Origin of the sequence: Glycomyces niveus (assembly GCF_017592475.1) — a bacterium.
Lineage (GTDB): Bacteria > Actinomycetota > Actinomycetes > Mycobacteriales > Micromonosporaceae > Glycomyces > Glycomyces niveus.
In genome coordinates, this window is sequence record NZ_JAGFNP010000003.1 from 348,722 (window position 1) to 372,182 (window position 23,461).

At 70.9% G+C, this 23,461-nt stretch carries 20 protein-coding genes; 9 read left to right on the plus strand and 11 right to left on the minus strand.

What is annotated here, in order from left to right; all coding sequences use genetic code 11:
• Positions 1-68: 68 nt before the first annotated feature.
• Positions 69-1,352 carry a PQQ-binding-like beta-propeller repeat protein gene (locus tag J5V16_RS07415; protein ID WP_208495434.1) on the plus strand — a complete coding sequence of 428 codons (1,284 nt, stop codon included), beginning with the start codon at positions 69-71 and terminating at the stop codon, positions 1,350-1,352.
• A gap of 48 nt (positions 1,353-1,400) precedes the next feature.
• Here the strand turns inward: J5V16_RS07415 and J5V16_RS07420 are convergent, their stop codons facing one another.
• The gene (locus J5V16_RS07420; RefSeq protein WP_208495435.1) at positions 1,401-1,964 is read right to left on the minus strand and encodes a TetR/AcrR family transcriptional regulator; all 564 of its coding nucleotides are present in this window, start codon (positions 1,962-1,964) and stop codon (positions 1,401-1,403) included.
• A gap of 88 nt (positions 1,965-2,052) precedes the next feature.
• On the opposite strand from J5V16_RS07420, the gene J5V16_RS07425 reads away from it, so the two are divergent.
• Together J5V16_RS07425 and J5V16_RS07430 are read left to right on the plus strand one after the other, a co-directional pair.
• Entirely contained in the window at positions 2,053-2,694 is a 642-nt protein-coding gene (locus J5V16_RS07425; protein WP_208495436.1) for an FMN-dependent NADH-azoreductase, read from the plus strand.
• A complete protein-coding gene (locus tag J5V16_RS07430; protein WP_208495437.1) occupies positions 2,691-3,011 on the plus strand; it encodes a DMT family transporter in 321 nt (106 codons plus the stop codon). The genes J5V16_RS07425 and J5V16_RS07430 overlap by 4 nt, the downstream gene beginning before the upstream one ends.
• Position 3,012: 1 nt before the next feature.
• Here the strand turns inward: J5V16_RS07430 and J5V16_RS07435 are convergent, their stop codons facing one another.
• Positions 3,013-3,612: a hypothetical protein gene (locus J5V16_RS07435; RefSeq protein WP_208495438.1), complete on the minus strand. Its 600-nt coding sequence runs from the start codon at positions 3,610-3,612 to the stop codon at positions 3,013-3,015.
• Positions 3,613-3,789: 177 nt separating this feature from the next.
• Here J5V16_RS07435 and J5V16_RS07440 point away from each other — a divergent pair, with 177 nt between their 5' ends.
• The 3 genes from J5V16_RS07440 to J5V16_RS07450 all read left to right on the plus strand — a co-directional run bounded on the left by J5V16_RS07440 (position 3,790) and on the right by J5V16_RS07450 (position 7,223).
• Positions 3,790-4,482, plus strand: a complete 693-nt coding sequence (locus tag J5V16_RS07440; protein ID WP_208495439.1) for a TioE family transcriptional regulator — start codon at positions 3,790-3,792, stop codon at positions 4,480-4,482.
• Between the two features lie 131 nt (positions 4,483-4,613).
• Complete coding sequence (locus tag J5V16_RS07445; protein ID WP_208495440.1) at positions 4,614-6,848, plus strand: endo-1,4-beta-xylanase; 2,235 nt, start codon at positions 4,614-4,616, stop codon at positions 6,846-6,848.
• Positions 6,849-6,944: 96 nt separating this feature from the next.
• Positions 6,945-7,223, plus strand: coding sequence for a DUF2277 domain-containing protein (locus tag J5V16_RS07450; RefSeq protein ID WP_208495441.1), 279 nt, complete (start codon positions 6,945-6,947; stop codon positions 7,221-7,223).
• A gap of 22 nt (positions 7,224-7,245) precedes the next feature.
• On the opposite strand, the gene J5V16_RS07455 is transcribed toward J5V16_RS07450, so the two are convergent.
• Complete coding sequence (locus J5V16_RS07455; protein ID WP_208495442.1) at positions 7,246-8,163, minus strand: phosphotransferase family protein; 918 nt, start codon at positions 8,161-8,163, stop codon at positions 7,246-7,248.
• 145 nt (positions 8,164-8,308) lie between these two features.
• On the opposite strand from J5V16_RS07455, the gene J5V16_RS07460 reads away from it, so the two are divergent.
• Entirely contained in the window at positions 8,309-9,031 is a 723-nt protein-coding gene (locus J5V16_RS07460; protein WP_208495443.1) for an SDR family oxidoreductase, read from the plus strand.
• 12 nt (positions 9,032-9,043) lie between these two features.
• Here the strand turns inward: J5V16_RS07460 and J5V16_RS07465 are convergent, their stop codons facing one another.
• The 3 genes from J5V16_RS07465 to J5V16_RS07475 form a co-directional block, all read right to left on the minus strand.
• Positions 9,044-10,162, minus strand: coding sequence for a site-2 protease family protein (locus tag J5V16_RS07465; RefSeq protein ID WP_208495444.1), 1,119 nt, complete (start codon positions 10,160-10,162; stop codon positions 9,044-9,046).
• Between the two features lie 172 nt (positions 10,163-10,334).
• Positions 10,335-13,976 carry a transcription-repair coupling factor gene (gene mfd / locus J5V16_RS07470; protein WP_208495445.1) on the minus strand — a complete coding sequence of 1,214 codons (3,642 nt, stop codon included), beginning with the start codon at positions 13,974-13,976 and terminating at the stop codon, positions 10,335-10,337.
• 196 nt (positions 13,977-14,172) lie between these two features.
• Positions 14,173-15,003 carry a metal-dependent hydrolase gene (locus J5V16_RS07475; RefSeq protein ID WP_208495446.1) on the minus strand — a complete coding sequence of 277 codons (831 nt, stop codon included), beginning with the start codon at positions 15,001-15,003 and terminating at the stop codon, positions 14,173-14,175.
• Positions 15,004-15,201: 198 nt separating this feature from the next.
• Here J5V16_RS07475 and J5V16_RS07480 point away from each other — a divergent pair, with 198 nt between their 5' ends.
• A complete protein-coding gene (locus J5V16_RS07480) occupies positions 15,202-16,068 on the plus strand; it encodes an arylamine N-acetyltransferase family protein (RefSeq protein ID WP_208495447.1) in 867 nt (288 codons plus the stop codon).
• A 1-nt stretch (position 16,069) separates the two neighbouring features.
• On the opposite strand, the gene J5V16_RS07485 is transcribed toward J5V16_RS07480, so the two are convergent.
• From J5V16_RS07485 to ppc, 4 genes are all read right to left on the minus strand, one after another.
• A complete protein-coding gene (locus J5V16_RS07485) occupies positions 16,070-16,891 on the minus strand; it encodes a TrmH family RNA methyltransferase (protein ID WP_208495448.1) in 822 nt (273 codons plus the stop codon).
• Between the two features lie 50 nt (positions 16,892-16,941).
• Positions 16,942-17,397, minus strand: coding sequence for a MarR family winged helix-turn-helix transcriptional regulator (locus tag J5V16_RS07490; protein ID WP_208495449.1), 456 nt, complete (start codon positions 17,395-17,397; stop codon positions 16,942-16,944).
• The gene (locus J5V16_RS07495; protein WP_208495450.1) at positions 17,394-18,011 is read right to left on the minus strand and encodes a DJ-1/PfpI family protein; all 618 of its coding nucleotides are present in this window, start codon (positions 18,009-18,011) and stop codon (positions 17,394-17,396) included. Before J5V16_RS07495 ends, J5V16_RS07490 begins: the two co-directional genes overlap by 4 nt.
• A gap of 127 nt (positions 18,012-18,138) precedes the next feature.
• On the minus strand, positions 18,139-20,895 hold the full coding sequence (ppc, locus tag J5V16_RS07500; RefSeq protein ID WP_208495451.1) for a phosphoenolpyruvate carboxylase: 2,757 nt from the start codon (positions 20,893-20,895) through the stop codon (positions 18,139-18,141).
• 289 nt (positions 20,896-21,184) lie between these two features.
• Between ppc and cysC the strand changes: the two genes are divergently transcribed.
• Positions 21,185-22,729: an adenylyl-sulfate kinase gene (cysC, locus tag J5V16_RS07505; RefSeq protein WP_208495452.1), complete on the plus strand. Its 1,545-nt coding sequence runs from the start codon at positions 21,185-21,187 to the stop codon at positions 22,727-22,729.
• A gap of 46 nt (positions 22,730-22,775) precedes the next feature.
• Here cysC and J5V16_RS07510 read toward each other — a convergent pair whose 3' ends face one another.
• Positions 22,776-23,396, minus strand: coding sequence for a vitamin K epoxide reductase family protein (locus J5V16_RS07510; RefSeq protein WP_208495453.1), 621 nt, complete (start codon positions 23,394-23,396; stop codon positions 22,776-22,778).
• Between the last annotated feature and the right edge of the window lie 65 nt (positions 23,397-23,461).

Consider the following 23,461-nt stretch of genomic DNA (forward strand, 5'->3'; position numbering starts at 1 on the left):
TGGTGGCCGGTTCATACACTGTGGGTGTTTCTTCGTCAGTGCCCGGCAAGAGAGCGGACATCCCCATCATGAAGCTCAGAGCAGCGCTGTGCTGTCTGGCCGCCTCAGGACTGTTCCTGAGCGCGTGCAGCAAAGACGACGCGACCATCGATGAACCGACCAAGGAGGCCGTGACCTCTGAAGCGGCCGAAGAGGAAGTGAGCGCCGAGGCGTTCGACCCGCCGATGCAGTTCGACACCGGGGCGGGTGTACCGCTGCCCGAGGAGGCCGGCGCGGGGAACATCAACATGGCCGGGAGCGCCGTCAAGCCGCTCCCGGTGGTCCTGTCGGGGACCAAGGCGTTCATCGCCGTGGCGAACGAGCTGCAGATCGTGGACACCAGCACCGCCGAGGTGCTGCCCGCGATCGCCCCGCAGTCCGGCACGCCCATGGACCCGGCGCTGACCGTGTTCGCGGGCGACAACCCGATCCAGGCCCCGATCGTCGTTGACGTGGGCGGCAAGGAGCTCGTGGTGGTGCCGTTCCTGACCACCGGCGAGGCCGCGGGCACTGCCGTTGCGCGCCAGAGCCTCGAAGTGATCGCGGTGGACCCGGCGTCCGGTGAGCAGGCGTTCAGCGTGGTGCACGAACTGCCGCTCGCGGAGGACGGCTCCACGTACGAGAACGCCGTCGCCAAGGGCGCGACCGATGGCGTGGTCGTGGTCGACCTCGACATCTACACCGGTTACACGGTCGCCGTTGATCTGAACAAGCAGTCCGTGGCTTGGGAAGCGGTCTTCTCGACCTCGGCGGTCGCGGGTGACACCGTGGTCGGCAACCCCGGCGAGCGGGAGCTGAACCGGCATTTCGGCGGTCTGTCGATCGTGGACGGCTCCGTGAAGTGGGACGACCCGGACTTCGGTTACGAGACCGTGGGTCCGGCCGGGTCGAAGTACGTCTACGGCTTCGGCGGCTGGGACCACATCGACGGTGGACTGTACTTGGTGGAGGCCGCGACCGGGAAGGTCACGAGCCTCAAGGCCGAGGAGCAGGATTCGGGCTCCTGCCGGTTCGACGGGCAGACCACGCTGGTCTGCAACGACACCTGGGGCTGGCTCGGAGCGGTGAACACCGAGACCGGGCAGTTCGTGTGGGAGCAGGAACCTTCGGCCGAGCGCGCGAGCGTGGGGATCACCGCCGTGTTCCACGGCGCGATCTACGGCAGCACGGAGAACGGTCCGGTGGTGCTCGACGCGCTCACCGGTGCCGACGCCGAGACGGCTCCGGGCGTCGCCCCGTGGGTCGTGAACGAGTACGCGGCGCTCGCGGCGGACCCGAACGGCGGCGTTTCCGCATACCCCGCCATTGCGTGACAGGGGGTCCGTGCTGCGGCCCGGACCCTTTCGGGCGCTCTGTCTCCGTTAGCCCGGTCGGTTTTCGACGACCGTGGCGAGGCGGGACAGGGCGCCTTTTACTTTCGCCAGTGAGAGTCCCTGGGCGCGTTGGTGTTTGAAGACCTCGGGAGCGAGCGGAGCGAGGAGGGTGTCAGCGAGCGCTTCGGGCGCGGGGATCCGGGCTTCGCGGAGGAGCGAGAGGACGTGGGCGCGCCAGAAGCCGTAGGCACCGATCTCGAAGCGGCGGCCGCCGATCTCGGTGGCGAGGGCGAGGTCGCCGTGGGCTTCGAGGAGGTCGGCCATGGCGGTGTAGAAGGCGGCGAGGCGTTCGGCGGGCGGGGCGCCGGGGCCGAGGGGCGGGGGGCCGGCGAGGAGGCCGCGCTGGAGGGCGGCCTCGTGTTCGTCGAGGAGGGCGACGGCGATGGAGGCGACGTCGGGGTAGCGGCGGTAGAGGGTGCCGCGGCCGACGCCGGCGGCTTTCGCGATGTCGTCCATGGTGACCGCGCGCGGGTCCTTGGCGGCGAAGACCTCGGCGGCGGCGGCGAGGACCTTGGCCCGGTTGCGGGCGGCGTCGGCGCGCTCTTCCTTCATGGTGGCGATTCTAACAGTAACTGGACACGGTGACCGGTTATGGGCGATCCTTAAATGGACATCGTGTCCGCTTATTCGAGGAGGGCTCATGCTCCTGCATCTCGACGCCAGCGCCCGTCGCAACTCGTTCAGTCGCGAGATCGGCGACACCTTCGCCGCCGCGTGGCGGGCGGCCCGTCCCGCCGCCGCGTACGTGCACCGGGATCTCGCGGCCGATCCGCCGCCGCCGATCGGCGAGGCCTGGACCGAGCTGTGCGATTACGTGCTGGAGCACCAGATCACCGATCCCGCGCGGTACGCGGAGGCGGTGCGCACCCCGGAGCACGCGGAGGCCTGGGCCGTGGTGGAGCCGCTGCTGGCCGAGCTGGTGGCGGCCGAGACGGTGCTGATCGCGGCGCCGATGTACAACTTCTCGGTCCCGGCGGCGTTGAAGGCGTGGATCGACCAGGTGACGTTCCCGCGGATGTCATTGGCGGGCAAGAAGTTCGTGGTCGCGTATGCGCGCGGCGGGGCGTACGGGCCGGGCAAGCCGCGCGAGCCGTTCGACCATCACGAGCGGTATCTCAGGGATTTCTTCGCGGGGCATTTCGCGGTGGAGGACGCGGTGTTCGTGGGCTCGGAGATGGTGAACGCGCTGGTCGATCCGGCTTTGGCCGGGCGGCGGGACGAGCACGAGCGGTCGCGGGCGGCCGCGTTGGAGGCGGCGCGGTCGATCGGGGGCGGGCGGTGAGCTGGTGGTGGCTGCTCGCGGCGGGGGTAGTGGAGATCGCCTGGGCGATGAGCATCAAGCCGACCGAGGGGTTCACGCGGTTGTGGCCGACGGTGCTGTCGGTGGCGCTGATGGGGCTCGCGGCGTTCCTGCTGTCGGTCGCGGTGAGGGACTTGCCGACCGGGACCGCGTATGCGGTGTTCACGGGGATCGGCACGGTGGGCGCGGTGGTGCTGGGGATCGTCGTCAACCGGGACCCGGTGACCGCGGGGCGCATCGCGGCGCTCGTGCTGATCTCAAGCGGGGTGGTGCTGGCGCGGGTCGCGAGTCCCGAGTAGGTCAGTCGGCGTCGGCCTGGTTGGGATCGTGGGCGACCCGGGTGCGGCGGCGGCGCCGGGGGCGCGGTCGGGGGCGGCGGAGGCCTTGGATCTGGTCGATCTCGTACCGCACGTACCAGGGTTCCCAGCCGCCTTGGCGGAACCATTGGCGGGCGCTGCGGGCGGCGAGGCCGCCGAGCACGCAGAGGGCGATGACGATCCACAGTGGCAAGACGATCAGGGCGAAGACCTCGCCGTAGGTGCGCACGACGCCGGTGATGCCCACGATGACGTTGATCGGGACGATGAGGAGCGCGAAGGCCCTGGCCCACTGGCGGCCCATCCCGAGGGCGAGCACGGCCCACACGTACGGGACGGTGTAGACCACGAGGGCGGGGACCACGACGCCGAGCGGGTAGCTCGTGCCGACGTCGATGGCCGCTTCGATGTCGGAGAGGAGCGGCACGTCCTCGGTCTCGCCTTTGAACCAGTTGAAGAGCCGCGGGCCGATGCCGACGCTCACGCTGACGACCATGAAGAACTGGAAGACCATCATGACCTGGGCGAGGTCGACCGAGTGCGGCTTGTCGTAGAGGGCTTCCGGGTCGGTGGGTGTGCTCATCACGGGCTCCAAGGGGTGCCGGGGCCTCGGCCCGCTTCGAGGTGGCGCCGAAGTGCCAACTGGCCGTTGCCCTTCCAATGATAGGGGTTCTGCGGCCCGGGCGATACGGGTGAAGACCGGCCGCTCGGCGGAGCCCGGGGCGCGAGGGTCCGTTAGGGTCGGTGACCAGTGGACACCTTGCGACCTTCCGATCTCGCCCGCGAGCACGGGCTCTCGACCCAGGCGGTGCGCAACTACGAGCGCGACGGGTTCATTCCGGCGGCGCGGCGGACCGGGAGCGGGTACCGGGTCTACACGGAGGAGCACGCGGCGGCGCTGCGGGCGTTCCTGGCGCTGATCCGGGCGTACGGCCACGCGGCGGCGGGCCGGATCATGAACGCGCTCAATGCAGGTGAGCGGGAAGCGGCTTTGGAGCTGATCGACCGCGGGCACCTGCGGCTGCTGCGGGACCGGGAGACGCTGGAAGCGGTGCGTGGCGCGATCGGGCACCTCACGGCCGAGCCCGCGCCGGCGCGGTTCACCGGTCCCCCGCTCACCGTGGGCGAGCTGGCGCGGCGGCTCGACGTCACGGCGGCGACGATCCGGAACTGGGAGCAGGCCGGGATCCTCACGCCCGAAAGGGAACCGGGCACCGGGTACCGGATGTTCCAGGACGAGGACGTGCGCGACGCCGAGCTCGCGCACCTGCTGCGGCGCGGCGACTACCCGCTGGAGCGCATCGCGACGGTGGTGCGGCAGGTGCGGACCGCGGGCGGCACGGAGGAGCTGGCGCTCGCGCTCGAGGGCTGGGGCCGCAGGCTGACCGAGCGCGGGATGGCGATGCTGGAGGCGGCGGCGCTGGTGAGCCGGTACCTCCAGGTCAAGGGCTGAACGCCGATCCGGGAATTGACAAGCCTTGATATCGCACTTACCATTGCAGCGTCCATCTCCGAAAGTTTCATGGAAACTCCGAAACTTTCGGGCGATCGTTTCCCCTCCTCCGCAACGGAAGTCGCTGAACCATGGAACACCACCCCCGCGCGCGGCGCAGCCGCCTACGCGCCATCGCCGCCGGAGCCGGAGCGCTGGTCCTTCCCGCCGCGCTCGCCTTCGGCCAGCCCGCAGCCGCCCAAGACGAGGGCACCGTCGTCTACAGCGCGAACTTCGACGACGGCAGCGTCGGCGACTGGACCCCGCGCGGCCCGGTCACCCTCGCCGTCCAAGACGGCGCGCTCCTGACCACCGGCCGCACCGCCGACTGGAACGGGCCCGCCCTCGACCTCACCGGGATCATCGCCCCCGGCGGCACCTACGAGATCTCGCTCGACGTACGCCTCGCCGACGGCAGCGCCGGAAACCAGGTCAGCGCCACCGTCCAGCGCGAAGCCGGCGGCACCACCTCTTACGACAGCGTCGTCTACCAGGCCGCCGCGAGCACCGCGTGGACCACGCTCACCGGCCAGTACTCGATCGGCTCGGCCGCCGACGCCCTCACGTTCTACGTGGAGTCGCCGACCCCCGAAGCCTCGTACCTCATCGACGACGTGCAGATCACCGAGCTCACCCCGCCCGGTGTCGACCCGAACATCCCGTCGCTCAAGGACGTCGTCGCCGCCGACTTCCGCTTCGGCGCGGCCGTCGACCCCCGCGACCTCTCCGGCCCCAACGCCGAGCTGCTGAACAAGCACTTCAACCAGATCACCGCCGAGAACCACATGAAGGTCGAGGCGATCCAGCCGACCGAGGGCACCTTCACCTTCAACGCGGCCGACGAACTCCTGTCGTACGCCGAGGCCAACGGCATGGAGACCTACGGCCACACCATCCTCTGGCACAGCCAGACCCCCGACTGGTGGTTCACCTACCCGGCCGGGCACCCCAAGGCCGGCGAGCCGCTGGGCAGCACCGCTGAAGACCAGCAGATCATGCTCGACCGCCTCGAAGCGCACGCCGCCGCCCTCGCCGGGCACTTCGGCGACCGCATCTGGGCCTGGGACGTCGTCAACGAGGTCATCAGCGACAACGCCGCCGAGGTCTACCGCAACAGCCGCTGGTACCAGATCTTCCAAGGCCCCGAGTACATCTCGCACGCCTTCCGCATCGCCCGCGAGCAGTTCGACGCCGTCGGCGCGACCGAGGTGAAGCTCTTCATCAACGACTACGGCACCGACAACCCCGCCAAGCGCGACAACCTCTACAACCTCGTCTCCGGCATGCTCGCGAACGGCGTCCCGGTCGACGGCGTGGGCCACCAGACCCACATCAGCCTCAACACCCCGCTCACCAACATCGAGACGAGCATCGACAAGTTCGCCGGACTCGGCGTCCTCCAAGCGGTCACCGAACTCGACGTCGCCATCGGCGCCCCCGTCGAAGGCGTGGAGTTCCCCGAACTCCAGGCCCGCATCGTCGAGCAGGGCCACTACTACCGCGACCTGTTCGCCATGCTCCGCACCAAGGACCTCGAGTCCGTCACCGTCTGGGGCCTGCACGACGGCCGCTCCTGGCTGCGCGGCTTCAACGGCACCCGCCCGCTCGAGTCCCCGCTGCCCTTCGACGACAACCTCCAGGCCAAGTGGGCGTACTGGGGCATCGTCGACCCGACCCGCCTCCCCGAGATCCCCGAGGAGCCCGAACCCGAGTACGCCCGCGTCCAAGTGCCGTTCGCCAAGAACGCCCCCGTCATCGACGGCGTGAAGGACAAGGCCTGGAAGAAGGCCGCCACGGTCGCCACGGGCGTCACCGTCGCGGGCAGCGCCGAGGGCGCCAAGGCCGACGTCAAGCTCATGTGGGACGACGACGCGATCTACGCCCTCTTCGAGGTCACCGACCCGACCCTTGACGAGACCAGCGCCAACCCCTGGGAGGAGGACTCCGTCGAGGTGTTCCTCAACCCCGGCAACACCAAGGAGGGCGGCTACGGCGAGGCCGACGGCCAGTACCGCGTCAGCTTCAACAACGTGGTCACCCTGGGCGGCAACGGACCGAGCGCGGGCGCGATCACCAGCGCCGCCAAGGTCACGAGCACCGGCTACACCGTCGAGATCGCGATCGCGCTGGCCGACGGCGAGGGCGTGATCGGGGCCGAGCACGGCCTCGAACTCCAGGTCAACGACGCCACCGACGGTGTCCGCACCTCTGCGCACACCTGGTACGACCCGACCGGCCAGTCCTGGAGCACCAACGAGATGTGGGGCATCGCCGAGCTGGTCAAGAAGGTCAAGCCCGCCACCGAACCCCTGCCCGAACCGGTCTAATCGCCCGGTGAGCGCATAGAGGGCGGGACCGCGTTCGCGGTCCCGCCCTTCTTGCGCATTCGGCGCGGTGTCGTACCGGCGTGCCACCATTGAGGCATGTGTCGCAGTGTGAAAACCCTGTTCAACTTCGATCCGCCCGCCACGAGCGAAGAGGTCCACGCCGCCGCGCTGCAGTACGTGCGCAAGATCAGCGGCTCGACCCATCCCTCGCACGCCAACCAGGAGGCCTTCGACGCGGCCGTCGCCGCGATCGCCGCCGCCACCCAGGAACTGCTGGACAACCTGGTGACGACCGCGCCGCCCAAGGACCGCGAGGTCGAGGCCGCCAAGGCCAAGGCCCGCGCGGCCCAGCGCTTCGGCGCCGCCGAGGACTGAGACCGGTCGGCTCGAAGGCGGCTCAGAGCCGGTCGAGCGCGGCGCGGAGGAAGGCGTCCCGGCGCGCGTTCAATTCCTTCGCGCTCAAGTCGGTTCGACCCTGGTCGTGGACGGCCGGCACGAACTCCGCCATGTCTCCGGGCAGGTTGAGGGCGGCGACGGCGTCCCAGTAGGCGACGTCTTCGGCCTCGCCGCCGAAGCGCTCCTCCCAGCCCTCCAGCACCGGTCCGGCCGCGTCCGGTCCGAACGTCAGCGCCGCGTCCAGCCGGAGCGAGGACAGGTCGATCCCGTAGTGGCCCACTCCGGCCATGTCCCAGTCGAGCAGGCCCGTCAGGCGGTCGCCGTCCCACATCGTGTTGCCCTGCCAGAGGTCACCGTGGACCAGGACGGGCGCGCCGTCCGGGGCCGGCAGACCGTTGACCCGCTCGTCAGCGGCGTCCAGCAACGGCGTCGAGGACTCCCTGCCCTCGCGGCGGTCGCGGGCGAAATCGCTGGCCGAGATCGGACGGGTCCGCTGCGGCAGCACAGGTGAGGGCTCGGTCGTGACCGCGTTCAGAGCGGCCGCCGCAGCCCCGAGGCCGCGCAGTCGTTCCGGGGTGGCGACGAGCGGGATGCGGCTGCGGCCGCGCAGCGCGGTCTCCAGGACGGCCCGCGTCCCAGCGGCTTCGCCGTCGGCGTCGACCGCGAGGATGCGCGGCGCCGGCACGCCTGCCCGGTTGGCCAGAAGCAATGCGGCGACCTCGGTCGCCATCCCCTCACCGCCGTCAAGAGCGGCGGTCTTCAGCACAACCTCGGTGGTCCGGCCGTCGTGCTCGATCCGCAGCATCCAGGGGTTGCCGCCCTCCCGCAGCCCGGTAGCCGACACCACCCTCGCAGCGTCGCCGACCCTCCCTGCGGCCCAGCGAAGCGCATCGGCTTGGGGGCCTTCCTCAGTCGTCACTCCGGCAGCATACGTCCACAGCGCCCCCGAAATCGCCGAGAGGGCGACCGGCGTCGGATGCGCCGACAGGGACTAGGACCGTCCGAGGATTCCATCGCGAGGACACCGGTGGGAAGCTGAGACTCTCACATATGGGAGGTCGCTCATGCGGTTCCAGGGGTATCGGGTGGTCGTGACCGGCGCCGGTCGCGGGTTCGGGCGGAGCCTGGCGGTGGCGCTGGGCCGGGACGGCGCGGAGCTGTTCCTCGGCGCCCGCGACTTCCAAGCGGCCGAAGCGGTCGCAGAGGAGGTGCGTCACGTCGGCGGGCGCGCTCACGCCTTCGAATGCGACCTCGCCGACCCCGGGTCGGTGCGGGACTTCGCCGAGACCCTGGGCGAGGTCGCCGACCGGATCGACGTGCTCGTCAACAACGGCGCCCCGTACCTGGACACGGGCGGGTTCCTCGAGGCCGGCGACGCGCAGGTCGCCGCGACCATCGCGGCCGGAGCGACCGGGACCGTGCTGGTCACCAAGGCACTGCTTCCGCTGCTGCTGCGCAGCGACCGGCCCGACATCGTCACGATGATCTCCGGCTGCGGCGAGTACGGCAACCACCGGTCCGAGGCGCACGAGGCGTTCTACGCGGCGAAGTCCGCCCAGGCGGGGTTCACCGAGGTGCTGTCGAAGCGGCTGCGCCCCAAGGGCGTGCGCGTCATCTCGCTCTACCCGCCCGACTTCGACAACCCCGACCCGCTGAGCCCCGAATGGGACGCCGAGCGCGGCCCTGAGGACGCCCTCTCCGCGAGATCCGTGGTCGACTGCGTCAAGTTCGCGATCGGGCAGCCGCGCGACTGCTTCATCAAGTCGTTCTACTTCGAGCAGGCGTGAGGCGCGGGGGGTTCACGTGCGGTGCAGGTGCAGTGCGACCGCGCGGCTGATGTCGCTCGAGGTGACGATGCCGACGAGGCGGCCCGCGCTGAACACCAGGACGCGGCGGTCGGGGCTCGCCGCCAGGCGCGGGATCAGGCCCGTCACCGGCTCGTCCGGATCGGCGAGCGGGACCTCAGGGAGCGGGCAGGCGGCCTCCCGCAGCGCGGTGGAAGCGCGCCGGGCGTGCGGCACGGCGATCATCCGGTTGAAGGTGATGAGTCCTTCGACGCGTCCTAGATCGTCGACCAGCGGAAAAGCGGAGTGGCGGCGCGAGGCGGCGTACTCGCCGAGGAACGCCTCGACGCTCACGCCTCCGGAGGCGGTCTCGGGGTCCGGCGTCATCAACTCCCGCACCCGCACCCCCGCCAAGGCGGCCCCGGTGCGGGCTTGGCGCTCTTCGGCACCGGCCATGACCAGTATGAACAAGCCGAGCAGCAGCCACCACAGCCCGAATCCGAATCCGAACAGGAACTCCAGGCCGCCGAGGAGCACCAGGACCATGCCGAAGCCGCGCCCCATGCGCGCGGCCCAGACGGCCGCGCTCGCGCGGTCGCCGCGGATCGCCCAGAGCACCGCCTGGAGGACGCGCCCGCCGTCGAGCGGCGCCGCCGGCACGAGGTTGAAGGCCGCGAGCAGGACATTGATGACCGCCAAGTAGGAGGCGACCGCGACCCAGAGCTGACCGACGCCCACTGCCGCCAGCGCCCAGGCGACGAGGGCGAACACGACGGCGGAGGCGAGGCTGGCCGCGGGTCCGACGATGGCGATGGCGAACTCCGCGCGCGGGCGGGCCGCCTCGCCGCGGATGGTGGAGACGCCGCCGAGGAGCCAGAGTGTGATGCCCTCGACCTCGAGCCCTTGGCGTTTGGCGACCACCGCGTGGGCGATCTCGTGCGCGAAGAGCGAGGCCGCGAACAGCACTGCGGCGAGCAGGCCGGCCGCGACTCGGGCGGCGGCCGGCTGCTCGGGATAGGCGTGGGAGAAGCCGGAGGTGGCGACGGCGAACAGGAGCGCGACGGTGCCGAGCGCGCTCCAGTGCGCGCCGATCGCGACGCCGGTGACGGTGCCGAGTTTCAGGGTCGCCCCCATGTTCGGAACGTACCTCGGAATCGGCCCTCGCGAGCCGCTTCCGGACCGTCCGACCGGGCGCACGCGAGGGCCGGGGTCCGGCCCCGCCGTCCTCGCCCGAGCCGCCACCGGCATTCGGGCGGTTCCCCGCCGAAGAGGCGCGGCCCCTCGCCCAGGAAGACCGGGAAGCGCGTCAGCGCGAGGCGGCCGCCTCGGGGATGACGTCCTTGATGAGGTCGGCGCACCACTGGAGCAGCGCCAGGCCCTCGAGCGGCTTGCCGCCGATCTTCGAGGTCGTCGGGCGCGGGACGCTGATGAGGCCGGCCGGCTGCTTGTAGTGCGCATCCGGGTAGTGGCGGCTCAGGCGCAGCTGCTTCGAGTCCGGCAGCTCGATGGTGGAGAACCGGAGGTTCTTGCCCTGCAACGCGACGTCGGTCAGGCCGTGGTTGCGGGCGAGGAGCCGGAAGCGCGCCAGATGGAACAGCGTCTGCACCTGGTCGGGCGCGGGGCCGTACCGGTCCTCCATCTCCTCGCGCACCTCGTCCAGCTCGGCCTCGCTGTGGACCTCGGAGATCTTGCGGTACATCTCCAGGCGCAGCCGCTCGACCTCCACGTAGTCGAACGGGATGTTCGCGTCCAGCGGCAGCTCGACCTTGACCGGCGCGGGCGGCTCCTCGGCGCCGCCCTTGAACGACGCCACCGCCTCGCCGACCATGCGCAGGTACAGGTCGAAGCCGACATCGGCGATGTGCCCGGACTGCTCGGCGCCGAGCAGGTTGCCCGCGCCGCGGATCTCCAAGTCCTTCATGGCGACGTACATGCCCGCGCCGAGCTCGGAGTGCTGCGCGATCGTCGCGAGCCGCTCGTGAGCGGTCTCCGAGAGCGGCTGCTCCGGCGGGTACAGGAAGTACGCATAGGCGCGTTCGCGGCTGCGCCCGACCCGGCCGCGGATCTGGTGCAGCTGCGAGAGGCCGAGGAGGTCGGCGCGCTCGACGATGAGGGTGTTCGCGTTCGGGATGTCGATGCCCGACTCGATGATCGTGGTCGAGACGAGCACGTCGTACTCGCCCTCCCAGAAGCCCTGCATGATCTGCTCGAGCTGCGACTCCGTCATCTTGCCGTGGGCGACCGCGACGCGGGCCTCGGGGATGAGCTCGCGCAGGCGCTGCGCGGCCTTGTCGATCGACTCGACCCGGTTGTGCAGGTAGAACGCCTGGCCGTCGCGCAGCAGCTCGCGGCGGATCGCGGCGGCGACCTGCTTGCCCTCCCACGCGCCCACATACGTCAGGACGGGGTGCCGCTCCTCGGGCGGGGTCTGGATCTGCGACATCTCGCGGATGCCCGTCACCGCCATCTCGAGCGTGCGCGGGATCGGGGTCGCGGACATGGTGAGCACGTCCACGGCGGTGCGCAGCGCCTTCAGCTTCTCCTTGTGCTCCACGCCGAACCGCTGCTCTTCGTCCACGATGATGAGACCGAGGTCCTTGAAGCGGGTCTCGGCCTGGAGGAGCCGGTGCGTGCCCACGAGGATGTCGACCTCGCCGGCCGCGATGCCCTTCTGGATCTCGGCCGCCTCGCGCGCCGACTGGAACCGCGAGAGCTGCTTGATCTTCACCGGGAACTGGCCCATGCGCTCGACGAACGTGCCGTAGTGCTGGCTCGCCAGCAGCGTGGTCGGCACCAGGACCGCCACCTGCTTGCCGTCCTGCACCGCCTTGAACGCCGCGCGCACCGCGACCTCGGTCTTGCCGTAGCCCACGTCGCCCATGACGAGGCGGTCCATCGGGACGCGCGCCTCCATGTCCGCCTTGGTGTCCATGATGGCCGACATCTGGTCGGGGGTCTCGATGTACGGGAACGCGTCCTCGAGCTCGCGCTGCCACGGCGTGTCCGGGCTGAACGCGTGCCCTTGCGCCGCTTGGCGGGCCGCGTACAGCTGGATGAGCTCGGCGGCGATCTCGCGCACGGCCTTGCGGGCGCGGCGCTTCGTCTTCTGCCAGTCCGCGCCGCCGAGCTTGTGCACGGTGGGCTGCTCGCCGCCGACGTACCGGGTGAGCTGGTCGAGCGAGTCGGTGGGCACGAACAGCCGGTCGCCGGGCTGGCCGCGCTTCGAGGCGGCGTACTCGATCACCAGGTACTCGCGCTCGGCCCCGCCGATCGCGCGGCGCACCAGTTCCACGTACTTGCCGACGCCGTGCGCGTCGTGGACCACGAAGTCCCCGGGGGAGAGTTCGAGTGGGTTGACGACGCCGCGGCGCTTGGCGGCCTTGCCCTTCCGGGGCTTCTGGGCCGCGAGGGCCTTGCCGCCGGCGATGTCGGCGGCCGTGACGACCACGAGACCCGAAGCGGCGTCGGCGAACCCGAGCGCGAGCGTGCCGGTGCAGGCGACGACCTCGCCCGCGCGGAACGCCGCCGGGGCGGGCTCCAGGTGCGCGCCGATCCCCTCGGCCTTGAGCTGCTCGGCGGCGCGCTCGGCCCCGCCGAGGGCCGGGTAGACCACGGCGACGGCGCGGCCCTCGCGGGTCCAGGCCTGCATGTCGGCCACGAGCTGCGGCGTGTTGCCGTGGTAGCGCGGGGTCTCGGTGATGCCGAGGTCCACGGTGACCGCGTCGTCGGCCGAGACCTCTCCATAGTGGAGCGGTTCGCCGGTGATGGCCGCGAGCTCCGCGGCGATCGCGTCCTCCTCGGGGGCGACGGCGAACGGCGAGATCGTCCACCAGCGCTGGCCCTTGGCGAGCGCGGCGGTGCGGGCTTCGGCGAGGTCGTGGAAGGTGCCGGCACTCAACAGATTTACGGCGTCGCGAGCTCCGCCGTGGCGCAGGTCGACGGGCGCTTCGGCCCCGGCCGCGGCGGCGGCCCAGGAGGCTTCGAGGAACTCGTTCGAGGTGGCGACGAGGTCGAGCGCGCGGGTGCGGATGCGCTCGGGCTCGATCGCGACGACGAGCGCGTTCCGGGGCAGGACCTCCTGGAACAGCTGCAGCTCTTCGGGTCCGGCGAGCGCGGGCAGCAGGGACTCCATGCCTTCGACCGGGATGCCCTGGGCGAGTTTGGCGCACATCTCGGCGAGCCCGGGGTAGGCGTCGCCGAGGGCGGCGGCGCGGTCGCGGACCTCGTCGGTGAGGAGGAGTTCGCGGCAGGCGACGGCGCGCAGCTCGGGGGCTTCGTCGAGGGAGCGCTGGTCGGCGACGGAGAACTCGCGGATGGAGTCGACCTCGTCACCGAAGAACTCGAGGCGCAGCGGGTGCTGGGCGGTGGGCGGGAACACGTCGAGGATGCCGCCGCGCACGGCGAACTCGCCGCGCTTCTCGACCAGGTCGACGCGCTCGTACGCGAGGTCCACGAGGTGGGCGGCGAGGTCGGTGAGGTCGGTCTCGTCGCCGCGTCGCAGCTGCACGGGTTCACGTTCGCCGAGGCCTTTGAGCTGGGGCTGGAGGGCGCCGCGCACGGGGGTGACGATGACGCGGGGGAGGTTCCCGGCGTGGATGCGGTGGAGGAGTTCGAGGCGGGCGCCGACGGTGTCGGAGCGCGGGGAGAGGCGCTCGTGGGGCAGGGTCTCCCAGGCGGGGTAGAGGGCGATGTCCTCTTCGGCGATGAAGGAGGCGAGGGATTCGGCCAGCTCTTCGGCTTCGCGGGAGGTCGCGGTGACGGCGAGCACGGGCCCGCCGGCGTGGGCGGCGGCCTGGGCGAGGGCGAGGGGGCGCGCGCCGGGCACGGCGACGACGTCCACCGGGCGGTCGGACGAGGACGCGAGCTCGGCGATGCGGGCCAGCTTGGGCGCCTTGGCGGCGGCCGTGAGCAGGCTCGCGAGTTTCGGAACGGATCGGCCTTCGGACATGCGGACTCCTGCGAGGTTCCGGGCTTGGCTGTGCTCGAGGCACGACGATTGGCCGGAATCCAGGCCCGCATGGGGTCCGATTCCGGCAACCGGTCGAGTCTACCTCGCGCCGACAGCGCTAATTTACGGCTCGCAAGCGTCGCCGAGGGTGCTAATTTACGGCTCGCAAGCGTCGCCGAGGGCGGGCCGACCGAGATTATTCGGAGGCGCCCTGGCCCGTGCTCGTGTCGAAGAGCAGGTGCTGCACCTCGGGCACGTTGTAGAGCATGCCGATCACGACGAGGACGGTGAGCACGGGCAGGAGGATGCGGTTCTCCTCCTTGCCGCCCGCGCGGAGGGCGACCTTGTTGGGCAGGCCGATGTCGCGCCAGCGGCGGCCCTGGATCGGGATCGGGAAGAACAGGGGCGAGCCCATCTTCGTGATCATGTCCCCGAGGATGTGGATGAAGCAGCCGATGCCCATCGCGAGCCCCAGCACCCAGTAGTCGCGGCCCTCGGGCAGGAACCGGTACATGCCGTAGGAGGCGACGAGCGCGACGCCGGTGGTGACGAGCCAGCCCTTCTTCTCCACGGTCTCGGCGAGCAGGCCGCGCACCGCCAGACCGGTGAGCACGAACAGGATCGCGATCACCGCCGGCTTGCCGAACTGGTAGGCCAGGAACCCGGTGCCGGTGCCCACGAGTGCGGCGTGGACGGCGGTGTGGGTGAAGGTGCGGTGGCCGTTCTTCCGCTTCTTGTCCTTCTTCGATTTCGTGAGGAGGTAGAACCAGTAGCAGAGGCGTTCCACGATCTCGGCGACGAACAGGGAGACCACGCCGAACGACCGGGCCACAGTGGACCCGCCCTTGTTCTCGGTGACCTTGCCGGCGCAGTCGATGTCGGGATAGAGGGCGGCACCGGAGGCGACGATCGTGCCGACGATGAGCTCGGCGGAGGACTGGTCGATGCCGAACGCGATGTCGGCGACCGCCGAGCCCGCGAGCCACAGGGCGGCGCCGGACATGGCGTGGGTCGGGCCCATGACCATAGTGGGGACTCCTTCAAGGGCAGTGTGGGAGCAGTGGTGTTCGGAAGCAGAGCCTGCTTGCAAGCTGTGGAGACTATCCCACACGCGCACGACAACTGCGGTCCCAGGCGCGGCAGACCTCCAGCCCCGCAACATCATTCCCGTATCGGTACGATCACGACGCCTACCTGCGGGGGCGTCCCGCGCTATCGTCGAGGGGTGTTCGACTCCTCGCAGCTCGCGGCTTATCTCAAGCGCGTCGGGATCACCGCCCCGCGGCGCCCCACGCTCCACGCGCTGCGGCGCATCCACCGCGCGCACGTCGGCGCCATCCCGTACGAGAACCTCGACATCCAGCTCGGCCGGCCCATCCGGCTCGACACCGACTCGCTGTTCGCCAAGCTCGTCGACGGCGGCCGCGGCGGCTACTGCTACGAGCACAACGGCACGCTCGCCCACGCCCTGGAGGCCATGGGCTTCGACGTGCGCCGCGTCCTCGGCGGCGTCGCCCGCGAGACCGAGGGCGAGGGCAACTGGTGGAACCACATGCCGCTCGTGGTGCGCTTCCCGAACGGCGAGGAGTACCTGGCCGATGCGGGCATCGGCACCGGCTTCCGCGACCCGCTCCCGATCCGCAGCGGCAGCTACCGGGTCGGCCCCTTCAACTTCGGCGTCTGGAACCTCGGCGGCGACGAGTGGCGCTGCTCGATCGACCCCCGGGTCACCAATCTGACCTTCGACTTCACCCTCGCCGCCCGCGAAGTGGCCGAGTTCGAGGCGAAGTGCACCGAGCTCTCGACCTCCCCCGACTCGCCGTTCGTGAAGACCTTGACCGTGCAGAACCCCGGCGAGCACGACATCTGGGTCCTGCGCGCCCGGACCCTCACTGTCTACGACCCGAAGCTCCCCGACGGCAAGTCCGTCAAGGTGATCGAGGACCCGTCCGAGTTCGCCGCGCACCTGCGCGGCCGCTTCAACCTCACGCTCGCCCACGCCGAGGTCGAGGCACTGTGGGCGAAGGCGGTCGAGCAGCACGAACGCAAGCTCGCCGAGGACGCGGCCGCCGCGAGCAAGACCTCCGCTTGAGCTAGCCCGCGCTGCGCTGGCGGGCGGCCTCGTAGAGCGCCACCGAACCCGCGTTCGCCGCGTTCAGCGACGAGGCGGCCTTGGGCGACATGGGGATGCGCGCCGTGGCGTCGGCGAGTTCGAACCAGGACTTCGCCATGCCCGCGGTCTCGTTGCCGATCACGAGCAGGGTCGGGCCGCGGAGGTCGTGTTCGAACAGTGCCCGCTCGCCGGCCTCGTCGGTGCCGATGACGATCGGCGCGTGGTCCTGCTTGCGCGCCCACTCGACCACCTCGTGCGCGGAAGCGGCGCTCACCACCGGCATCGCGAACAGGCTCCCGGTGGAAGCGCGGACCGCCTTGGGGTCGTACGGGTCCGCGGCGTTGCGGCCGGTGATGACCACGGCGTCGGCTCCGAACGCGTCCGCCGAGCGGATCAGCGAGCCGACGTTGCCGGGACTCGTGGGCCGGTCGATGACGATGCCCAGCCAGTCGGGCCGGGTCGCGATGTCGGCGAGCTTCTGCTGCGGGATCTTGACCTGGGCGATGAGTTCGGGCGCCTGCTCGTCCTTCTCCCCCAGTTCGGCGAGGAGCACGCCGGACACGGCCGCCTGCTCGATGTGCGGACGCTCGAGGAGGCCGCGCGCCCAGTCGGAGAGCTTCGAGCGGTCGGCGTCGTAGAGCAGGGCCTCGATCGTCCAGCCGTGCTCGACCGCGAGCGAGATCGGCCGCACCCCCTGCACGAGGAACGACCCGGCCCGGTGGCGCTTGGTGCGGTTGCGCAGCAAGGTCTCCCACTGCTGGTACTTGGCGTTGCGCACACTGACCCGCAGGGTTCTCGACATGGTCTCCGGCTTTCAGGTGGTCGGGGAGGAACGTGTGGCAGAACCTACCATCAGCGGCCGTCCTCCTCCGCCGCCAAGCGCTCGAGGGTGTCCGACAGCTCCCGCAGCAGGCGGTGGACGGCGGCGGCGCGGTCGTCACCCAGCGCCTCGCAGAGTCGGTCCGCGTAAGCGGCGTGGGCGGGCCCGATGCGCCGCACCGCTTCCCGTCCCTGCACGGTCGCCGTGACGAGCTTGGCGCGCCGGTGGGCGGGATTGGGAAGGTACTCGACCATGCCGCTCTCGGCCAGGAGGTCGGCGATGCGCTGCACGGCCTGGCGGGTGATGCCCATCTCGCGCGCGATGCCCGCGACCGGCAGCGGCGTTCGCGTGACCGCCCCGAGGACCTGCCAGTGCGCCGCGGTCAGGCCGACCGGCCTGGCCAGTCCCTCCGCGACGTGGAGGAACTGGCCGTTGAGCTTGAACACCGTGACCGCCATGCCCGACAGCAGCTCCTGCCGGTCGCTCATGCCGCCTCGCCGACCAGTTCGAAGTACCCGGCCGGGTCGCCGAGGCCGTAGAGCTTGTACCAGGAGGCCAGCACCTCGGGCGTGTACAGGTCGAGGACGGCGAGCACTTCGCGGGCGAAGTCCACCGGCTTCGTGCCCGAGGCGGTGGTGAGCCCGCGGTCGGTGACCGCCGGGACGTCGCAGTAGAGGTCGGCGCCCTTGGACCCGAAGGCCTGCACGAATTCGGGCGCGTTGCTGGTGTGCCGCCGGTCGTCGAGCAGGCCTTCGGCGGCGAGCCCGCCGGTCGCCCCGCAGATGGCCGCGACCGGGACGCCGGCGTCGAGGAACCGCCGGGCCTGCTTGGCGAAGGCCGCGTTGCCGCCGGTGAGCCAGGTGTCCGCGCCGGGCAGGAGCAGCATCGCGCTGTCCTCGACGCGGAGTCCGTCCAGCGCGAGGTCGGGCGTGATCGCCATGCCGCCCTTGGTCCTGACGGGTGCGAGCGTCTCTCCGACGGTGCGGATCTCGTACCGGCCGGGCTCGCGCTGCCAGTCGGCGCCGTTGATGTGGGCCGTCGCGTAGCCGACCTCCCAGTCGGCCAGGGTGTCGTAGACGGCCATGTGCACGTACTGCGTCATCGCGGTGCTTCCCTTCGTTCGTTTGACAACAGCTTGTCATATTGACAATGTGTTGTCAAGTTTGAGGAGGGCGCAGACAAAAAACGGCCGCAGCGGCAAAGCCGCTGCGGCCGTTCCCGAGTCCGGATCAGCCCGTGTTGCGCAGGCCCGCGGCGATGCCGTTGACCGTGATCAGCAGGGCGCGCTTGAGCTGCGGGTCGACGTCGCCGTCGGCCCCGCCCTCGGATCGGTAGCGCTTGAGCAGCGAGATCTGCAGGTGGTGGAGCGGCGCGAGGTAGCGGTCGCGGACCTCGAGGGTGCGCGACAGCTGCGGGTTCGCGTCGAGCAGCTTCTCGCCGCCGGTGAGGGCCAGGACCTCGGCCACGGTCCGCGCGTGCTCGGCCTTGATCACGTCGAAGATCGGCTGCAGCTCGGCGGGGACCAGCGTCGAGACGTACTGGCCCGCGATCGACAGGTCGGTTTTCGCGAGGGTCATCTCCACATTGGAGACGAAGTTGCGGAAGAAGTGCCACTTCTCGTACATCTCGGCGATGTCGTCGCCCAGGCCCGCCTCGCGGGCGGCCGCGAGCCCTGAGCCCACGCCGTACCAGCCCGGCACGATCTGGCGCGACTGCGTCCAGCCGAACACCCACGGGATCGCGCGCAGGCCGCCGAGGCCCGCGTCCGTGTTCGGGCGCTTCGACGGGCGCGAACCGATGTTCAACGCGCCCAAGAGCTCCGTGGGGCTCACGGCCCAGAAGTAGTCGGCCAGGCCCGGCTGCCCGGTCAGCTCCCGGTACACCGACTTCGAGGCCTCCGAGGTCTGGTCCATCACGCCGAACCAGCGGCCCAGCACGTCCGGCTGGTGGCGCGGCTCGGTGTGCAGCAGCGTCGCCTTCAGCGACGCCGCCACCGTGAGCTCGAGGTTCTCGCGGGCCAGCGCCGGCAGCGTGTACTTGTCCGAGAGCACCTCGCCCTGCTCGGTGATCTTGATGGCCCCGTCGAGCGTGCCCGACGGCTGGGCCAGGATCGCCTCGTGGGTGGGGCCGCCGCCGCGGCCGATGGTGCCGCCGCGGCCGTGGAAGAGGCGCAGGCGCACGCCGTGCTTGTGGGCGACGTCGCGCAACTGCCGCTGGGCGCTCTGGATGTTCCACTGGCTGGCGGTGATGCCGGCGTCCTTGTTGGAGTCGGAGTAGCCGAGCATGACCTCCTGGACGTCGCCGCGGGCGGCGACGATCGCGCGGTAGGCGGGGAGGCTGAGGAGCCGGTCGAGGAGGGTGTCGGCCCCCGCGAGGTCTTCGACCTCCTCCATGAGCGGGACGAAGCCGATGTCGGCGCGGCCGCGGGCGACGTCGATGAGGCCGGCGTCGCGGGCCAGGATCGCGGGGGCGAGGACGTCGGCCGGGTCGTGGGTCATCGAGATGATGTAGGACTCGACGATGGCCTGGCCGAACTGGACCTGGGCGTCGCGGATCGCGTGGAAGACGTTGAAGGTCTTGCGGTTGCGCTCGGCGAGTTCTACGTTCGCGGGCGCGAGGGGGCGCTGCCCCGAGAGCTCCTTCTCCAGGAGCGCGTCGCGCTCGGCGGCGGTGAGGTCGGCGTACGGCTTGTCGAGTTCGCCTGTGGCGTCGTAGAGCTCGCCGAGGACGGCGTGGTGGGCCTCGGAGTGCTCGCGCACGTCCATGGTGGCGAGCTGGAGGCCGAAGGCCCCGACGGTGCGGATGACGCGGTCGAGGACGCCCTTGGCGGGGAGCTGGCCGCGCTGGCGGGCGAGGGAGTCGCGCATGACCTGGAGGTCGGCGAGGAGTTCGCGGCCGTCGGCGTAGTCGAAGCCGGCGCGGTGCGGGAGGCCTTCGGCGTGGCGGGCGCGGGTGTTGCCGAGCTTGGCCTCGATGGCGCGGGCCTTGAGCCGGTAGGGCTCTTCGGCGTAGATGCGCTTGTACCGCTCGGGGATGTTGTCGAGGACCTTGAAGTCGGCGGCGACCGAGTCGAGGAGTTCCTGCGAGGCGGGGCGCACGGTCTGGGAGACGGAGAGCTCGTTGATGAGCCCGGCGACCGCGCCTTCGGCGGCGGCGATGCCGTGCTCGTGCTGCATGAGGAGGACCTGCTTGGTCACTTCGGGGGTGACGAAGGGGTTGCCGTCGCGGTCGCCGCCGATCCAGGTGCCGAACTTGAGGGGCGCGGAGCCGGGGCGGGGGGAGCCGCCGAGGTCGGTGAGGGTGGCGTTGAGGTCGGTGAGGACCCGCGCGGCCGCGTCCCGGTAGAGGTCGGTGAGGTAGTAGATGGCGTTGCGGGCCTCGTCGGTGGGCTCGGGCTTCTCGACGCGGAGTTCGTCGGTCTGCCAGAGGAGGTCGATGATCTCGGCGAGGCGGGAGTTGACGGCGTCGACGTCGGCGGAGCCGAGGACGGCGCGCTCGGCGGTCTCGGCGTCGAGGAGGTCGGCGATGCCGCGGAGTTTCATGAGGATGGAGCGGCGCGCGGCCTCGGTGGGGTGGGCGGTGAAGACGGGGCGCACTTCGAGGCGTTCGGCGGCGGCCGCGATCTGGTCGGCCGGGACGTCCTCGGCGGTGATCTCGGCGCGGGCCTGGGCGAGCCAGCCGCCGTTCTCGGCGCGGGAGCGCCGCATGTCGCGGGCGCGGTGGACCTGCTCGGTGATGTTGGCGAGGTGGAAGTAGGTGGCGAACGCGCGGGCGAGGTCGACCTCTTCGTTCACGTCGAGCTTGGCGAGGCGGGAGGCGACGGCCTCGGGCTGGTGGCGCACCAGGCCGCGGACCTCTTCGACGAGCTCGAGCAGCTGGGGACCCTCTTGGCGGACGAGTGCCTGGCCGAGGAGGTTGCCGAGCCGGCGGATGTCGCGGCGGAGCTGCTTGTCGTCGGTTCCGCTGGAGGAGTCGAAGTAGTCCATGGAGGTCTCCACTGGTGGTCTGGGCAAACCCAAGGGGTTGGCCGCGCCGACGTCCTTGTCCGCGGTCCTGCACTAGTGCTCCTAGACGCTGCTGCAGGGTCTAGGTAAAGCGCTGTCAGCGTAACTTACCGGTAATGGCCGCGCCACTTTCTCAGTCCGCCATGCGGGACGATCCGGTTCATAAGCGCCTGGCGCGGGTGAGCAGAGTGACGGCCTCGTGGCTTACGCTGGTGCGACCGAATCCGATGCCGCCCCTGCCCGTAGCACTGCGAAGGGATCCCGACCGCCGATGTCTGACTGGGTACTGCCCGATGAGATCCTCGCCGAGGCGCCGAGCCACACCCCCTTGCCGCACGAACTCGCCGACCTTGAACTGCTGCTGTACGGCGCTTATGCGCCGCTGCGCGGGTTCATGGGCGACGCGGAGGCGCGGGCGGTGACGCGGACCGGGGTGCTCCCGGACGGGACGGCGTGGCCGGTCCCGGTGACGCTGGACGTGCCGATCGCGACCGCGCAGCTCCTCGACAACCCCGACCCGAAGCGGCGTGTGCTTCGCATCACTGACCCGGAGGGGGCGCCGGTCGCCGCGGTCGAGTGCCACAGCCTGGACGCGCTCGGGCCGGACATGGTGCGCGTGGGCGGGCCGGTGCGGCGCATCGCCGACGCCGCGCACGGGGTGTTCACGGGCCTGCGGGCGACGCCCGAGCAGGCGAAGACGACCTACACGAAGCCGCGGGTGCTCGCGCTCGTGGCGGACCAGCCGCTGCACCGCCCGCAGCTGGCGCAGCTGGCGCGCGCGGCGCACAACCTGGCCGCACACGTGCTCGTCATGATCCCCACCGGCGACGAGACCAACGGCGGCCGGGAGCTGCGGCTGCCCACGGCGGCGCTGGTGCGCTCGGTGCTGGCCGCGAAGGACCGGCTGCCGACGGCCACGGTGCTGACCGTGCCGCTGTCGAAGCGCGGCGACAAGCTCCGCGACGGCCTGCTGACCGCGAAGGTCGCGGCCGCGTACGGCGCGACCCACATCATGACCGGCCGGGACGGGCTCGGCGGCGGCGACGGCGTGCGGTCGATGGTCCCGCGCGAGCTGGCGTACGACACGCGCGACGGCCAGTGGCGGCCCATCGAGGACATCGAGCCGCCCTTCCGGCGCAACGCCTTGAGCGACGCCGAGATCGCCGACATGCTCGACCGCGGGTTCGGGCTCCCCGAATGGCACACGCCGCCGAGCGTCGCCGCCGAACTGCGCAAGGCGCGGCCGCCGCGCCGCCAGCGCGGTCTCGTCCTGTTCTTCACGGGCCTTTCGGGTTCGGGCAAGTCCACGATCTCGCGGGGCGTCTACGAGGCGCTGCTGGAGGACGGGACGCGCACGGTGTCGCTGTTCGACGGCGACGTGGTGCGCCGGCTGCTGTCGAGCGGGCTCGGGTTCTCGCGCGCGGACCGGTCGGTGAACATCCGCCGCATCGGGTTCGTGGCGGCCGAGGTGGCGCGACACGGCGGGATCGGCATGGCCGCCCCGATCGCGCCGTACGAGGCGGACCGGGCCGAGGCGCGGCGCATGGCCGAGGCGGCGGGCGCGGACTTCGTGCTCGTCCACGTCGCCACGCCGCTCGAGGTGTGCGAGGCGCGGGACCGCAAGGGGCTGTACGCGAAGGCGCGCTCGGGCCAGATCCCGGAGTTCACGGGCATCTCGGACCCGTACGAGGAGCCGCCCGCCGCGGAGCTGACGATCGACACGAGCGAGATCACCGTCGGGGAAGGCGTGGAGCAGGTGCTCGAGTACCTCTCCGAGGGCGGCTGGCTGGAGCCGACCGGGCTGCGGCTGGGTTAAAGACGGAAGCAGGCCCCGGGCTTCCGCCCGGGGCCTTTCCCATTGCCTAGAACAGGGTCGACCAGTAGTCCCAGAAGCCGGTGCCGACGATCATGATCACGGCGGCGTACAGGAGGGTCAGGCCGATCCAGTGGTAGCGGAGCAGGTCGTCGACGGCGTCGCGCCAGTCCTCGCCGACCGGGATCGCGCCGGTGCGCAGGTTGCGCACCGTGGTGAACCAGAAGATCGGCAGGACCACGGCCCACACCGCCATGCACCAGGGGCAGAGCACCCCGATCCGGTACACCGACTGGTAGATCAGCCACGACACGAACACGAGCCCGCCGAGCGTACCGACGTTGAACGCCAGCGCGATCCAGCGCGGCAGCGAGACCTTCGACAGCCACAGCGCGCCCATGAAGACCACGAACGGGAACGCGACGAGCCCGATCATCGGGTTCGGGAATCCGAACACCGAGGCCTGCCAGGTGTTCATCACGGTGCCGCACGACAGCACCGGGTTGAAGTCGCAGGAGATGGCGTGCCCGGGGTCGATGAGCGAGGCTATGCGCTCGTAGGTGAGGTCGAACGCGGCGGCCAGTCCGACCAGGCCGCCCAGGAGCAGGACGAGCCCGGTGACGGCGCGACCCCGGGCCTCGCGGCCGCTCTCGCCGAAAGCCTCGTCCATCCGCGCTTCCTCCGTACCGGCCGTCCGGACCGCCGTTGCCGCAATCGTGTTCACGCAAGGGTAAC

Coding starts and splice junctions, on each gene's coding strand:
- J5V16_RS07415 (WP_208495434.1), top strand. CDS start 69: ATGAAGCTCAGAGCAGCGCTGTGCTGTCTGGCCGCCTCAGGACTGTTC.
- J5V16_RS07420 (WP_208495435.1), bottom strand. CDS start 1,964: ATGAAGGAAGAGCGCGCCGACGCCGCCCGCAACCGGGCCAAGGTCCTC.
- J5V16_RS07425 (WP_208495436.1), top strand. CDS start 2,053: ATGCTCCTGCATCTCGACGCCAGCGCCCGTCGCAACTCGTTCAGTCGC.
- J5V16_RS07435 (WP_208495438.1), bottom strand. CDS start 3,612: ATGAGCACACCCACCGACCCGGAAGCCCTCTACGACAAGCCGCACTCG.
- J5V16_RS07445 (WP_208495440.1), top strand. CDS start 4,614: ATGGAACACCACCCCCGCGCGCGGCGCAGCCGCCTACGCGCCATCGCC.
- J5V16_RS07450 (WP_208495441.1), top strand. CDS start 6,945: ATGTGTCGCAGTGTGAAAACCCTGTTCAACTTCGATCCGCCCGCCACG.
- J5V16_RS07460 (WP_208495443.1), top strand. CDS start 8,309: ATGCGGTTCCAGGGGTATCGGGTGGTCGTGACCGGCGCCGGTCGCGGG.
- J5V16_RS07465 (WP_208495444.1), bottom strand. CDS start 10,162: ATGGGGGCGACCCTGAAACTCGGCACCGTCACCGGCGTCGCGATCGGC.
- mfd (WP_208495445.1), bottom strand. CDS start 13,976: ATGTCCGAAGGCCGATCCGTTCCGAAACTCGCGAGCCTGCTCACGGCC.
- J5V16_RS07475 (WP_208495446.1), bottom strand. CDS start 15,003: ATGGTCATGGGCCCGACCCACGCCATGTCCGGCGCCGCCCTGTGGCTC.
- J5V16_RS07485 (WP_208495448.1), bottom strand. CDS start 16,891: ATGTCGAGAACCCTGCGGGTCAGTGTGCGCAACGCCAAGTACCAGCAG.
- J5V16_RS07490 (WP_208495449.1), bottom strand. CDS start 17,397: ATGAGCGACCGGCAGGAGCTGCTGTCGGGCATGGCGGTCACGGTGTTC.
- J5V16_RS07495 (WP_208495450.1), bottom strand. CDS start 18,011: ATGACGCAGTACGTGCACATGGCCGTCTACGACACCCTGGCCGACTGG.
- ppc (WP_208495451.1), bottom strand. CDS start 20,895: ATGGACTACTTCGACTCCTCCAGCGGAACCGACGACAAGCAGCTCCGC.
- cysC (WP_208495452.1), top strand. CDS start 21,185: ATGTCTGACTGGGTACTGCCCGATGAGATCCTCGCCGAGGCGCCGAGC.
- J5V16_RS07510 (WP_208495453.1), bottom strand. CDS start 23,396: ATGGACGAGGCTTTCGGCGAGAGCGGCCGCGAGGCCCGGGGTCGCGCC.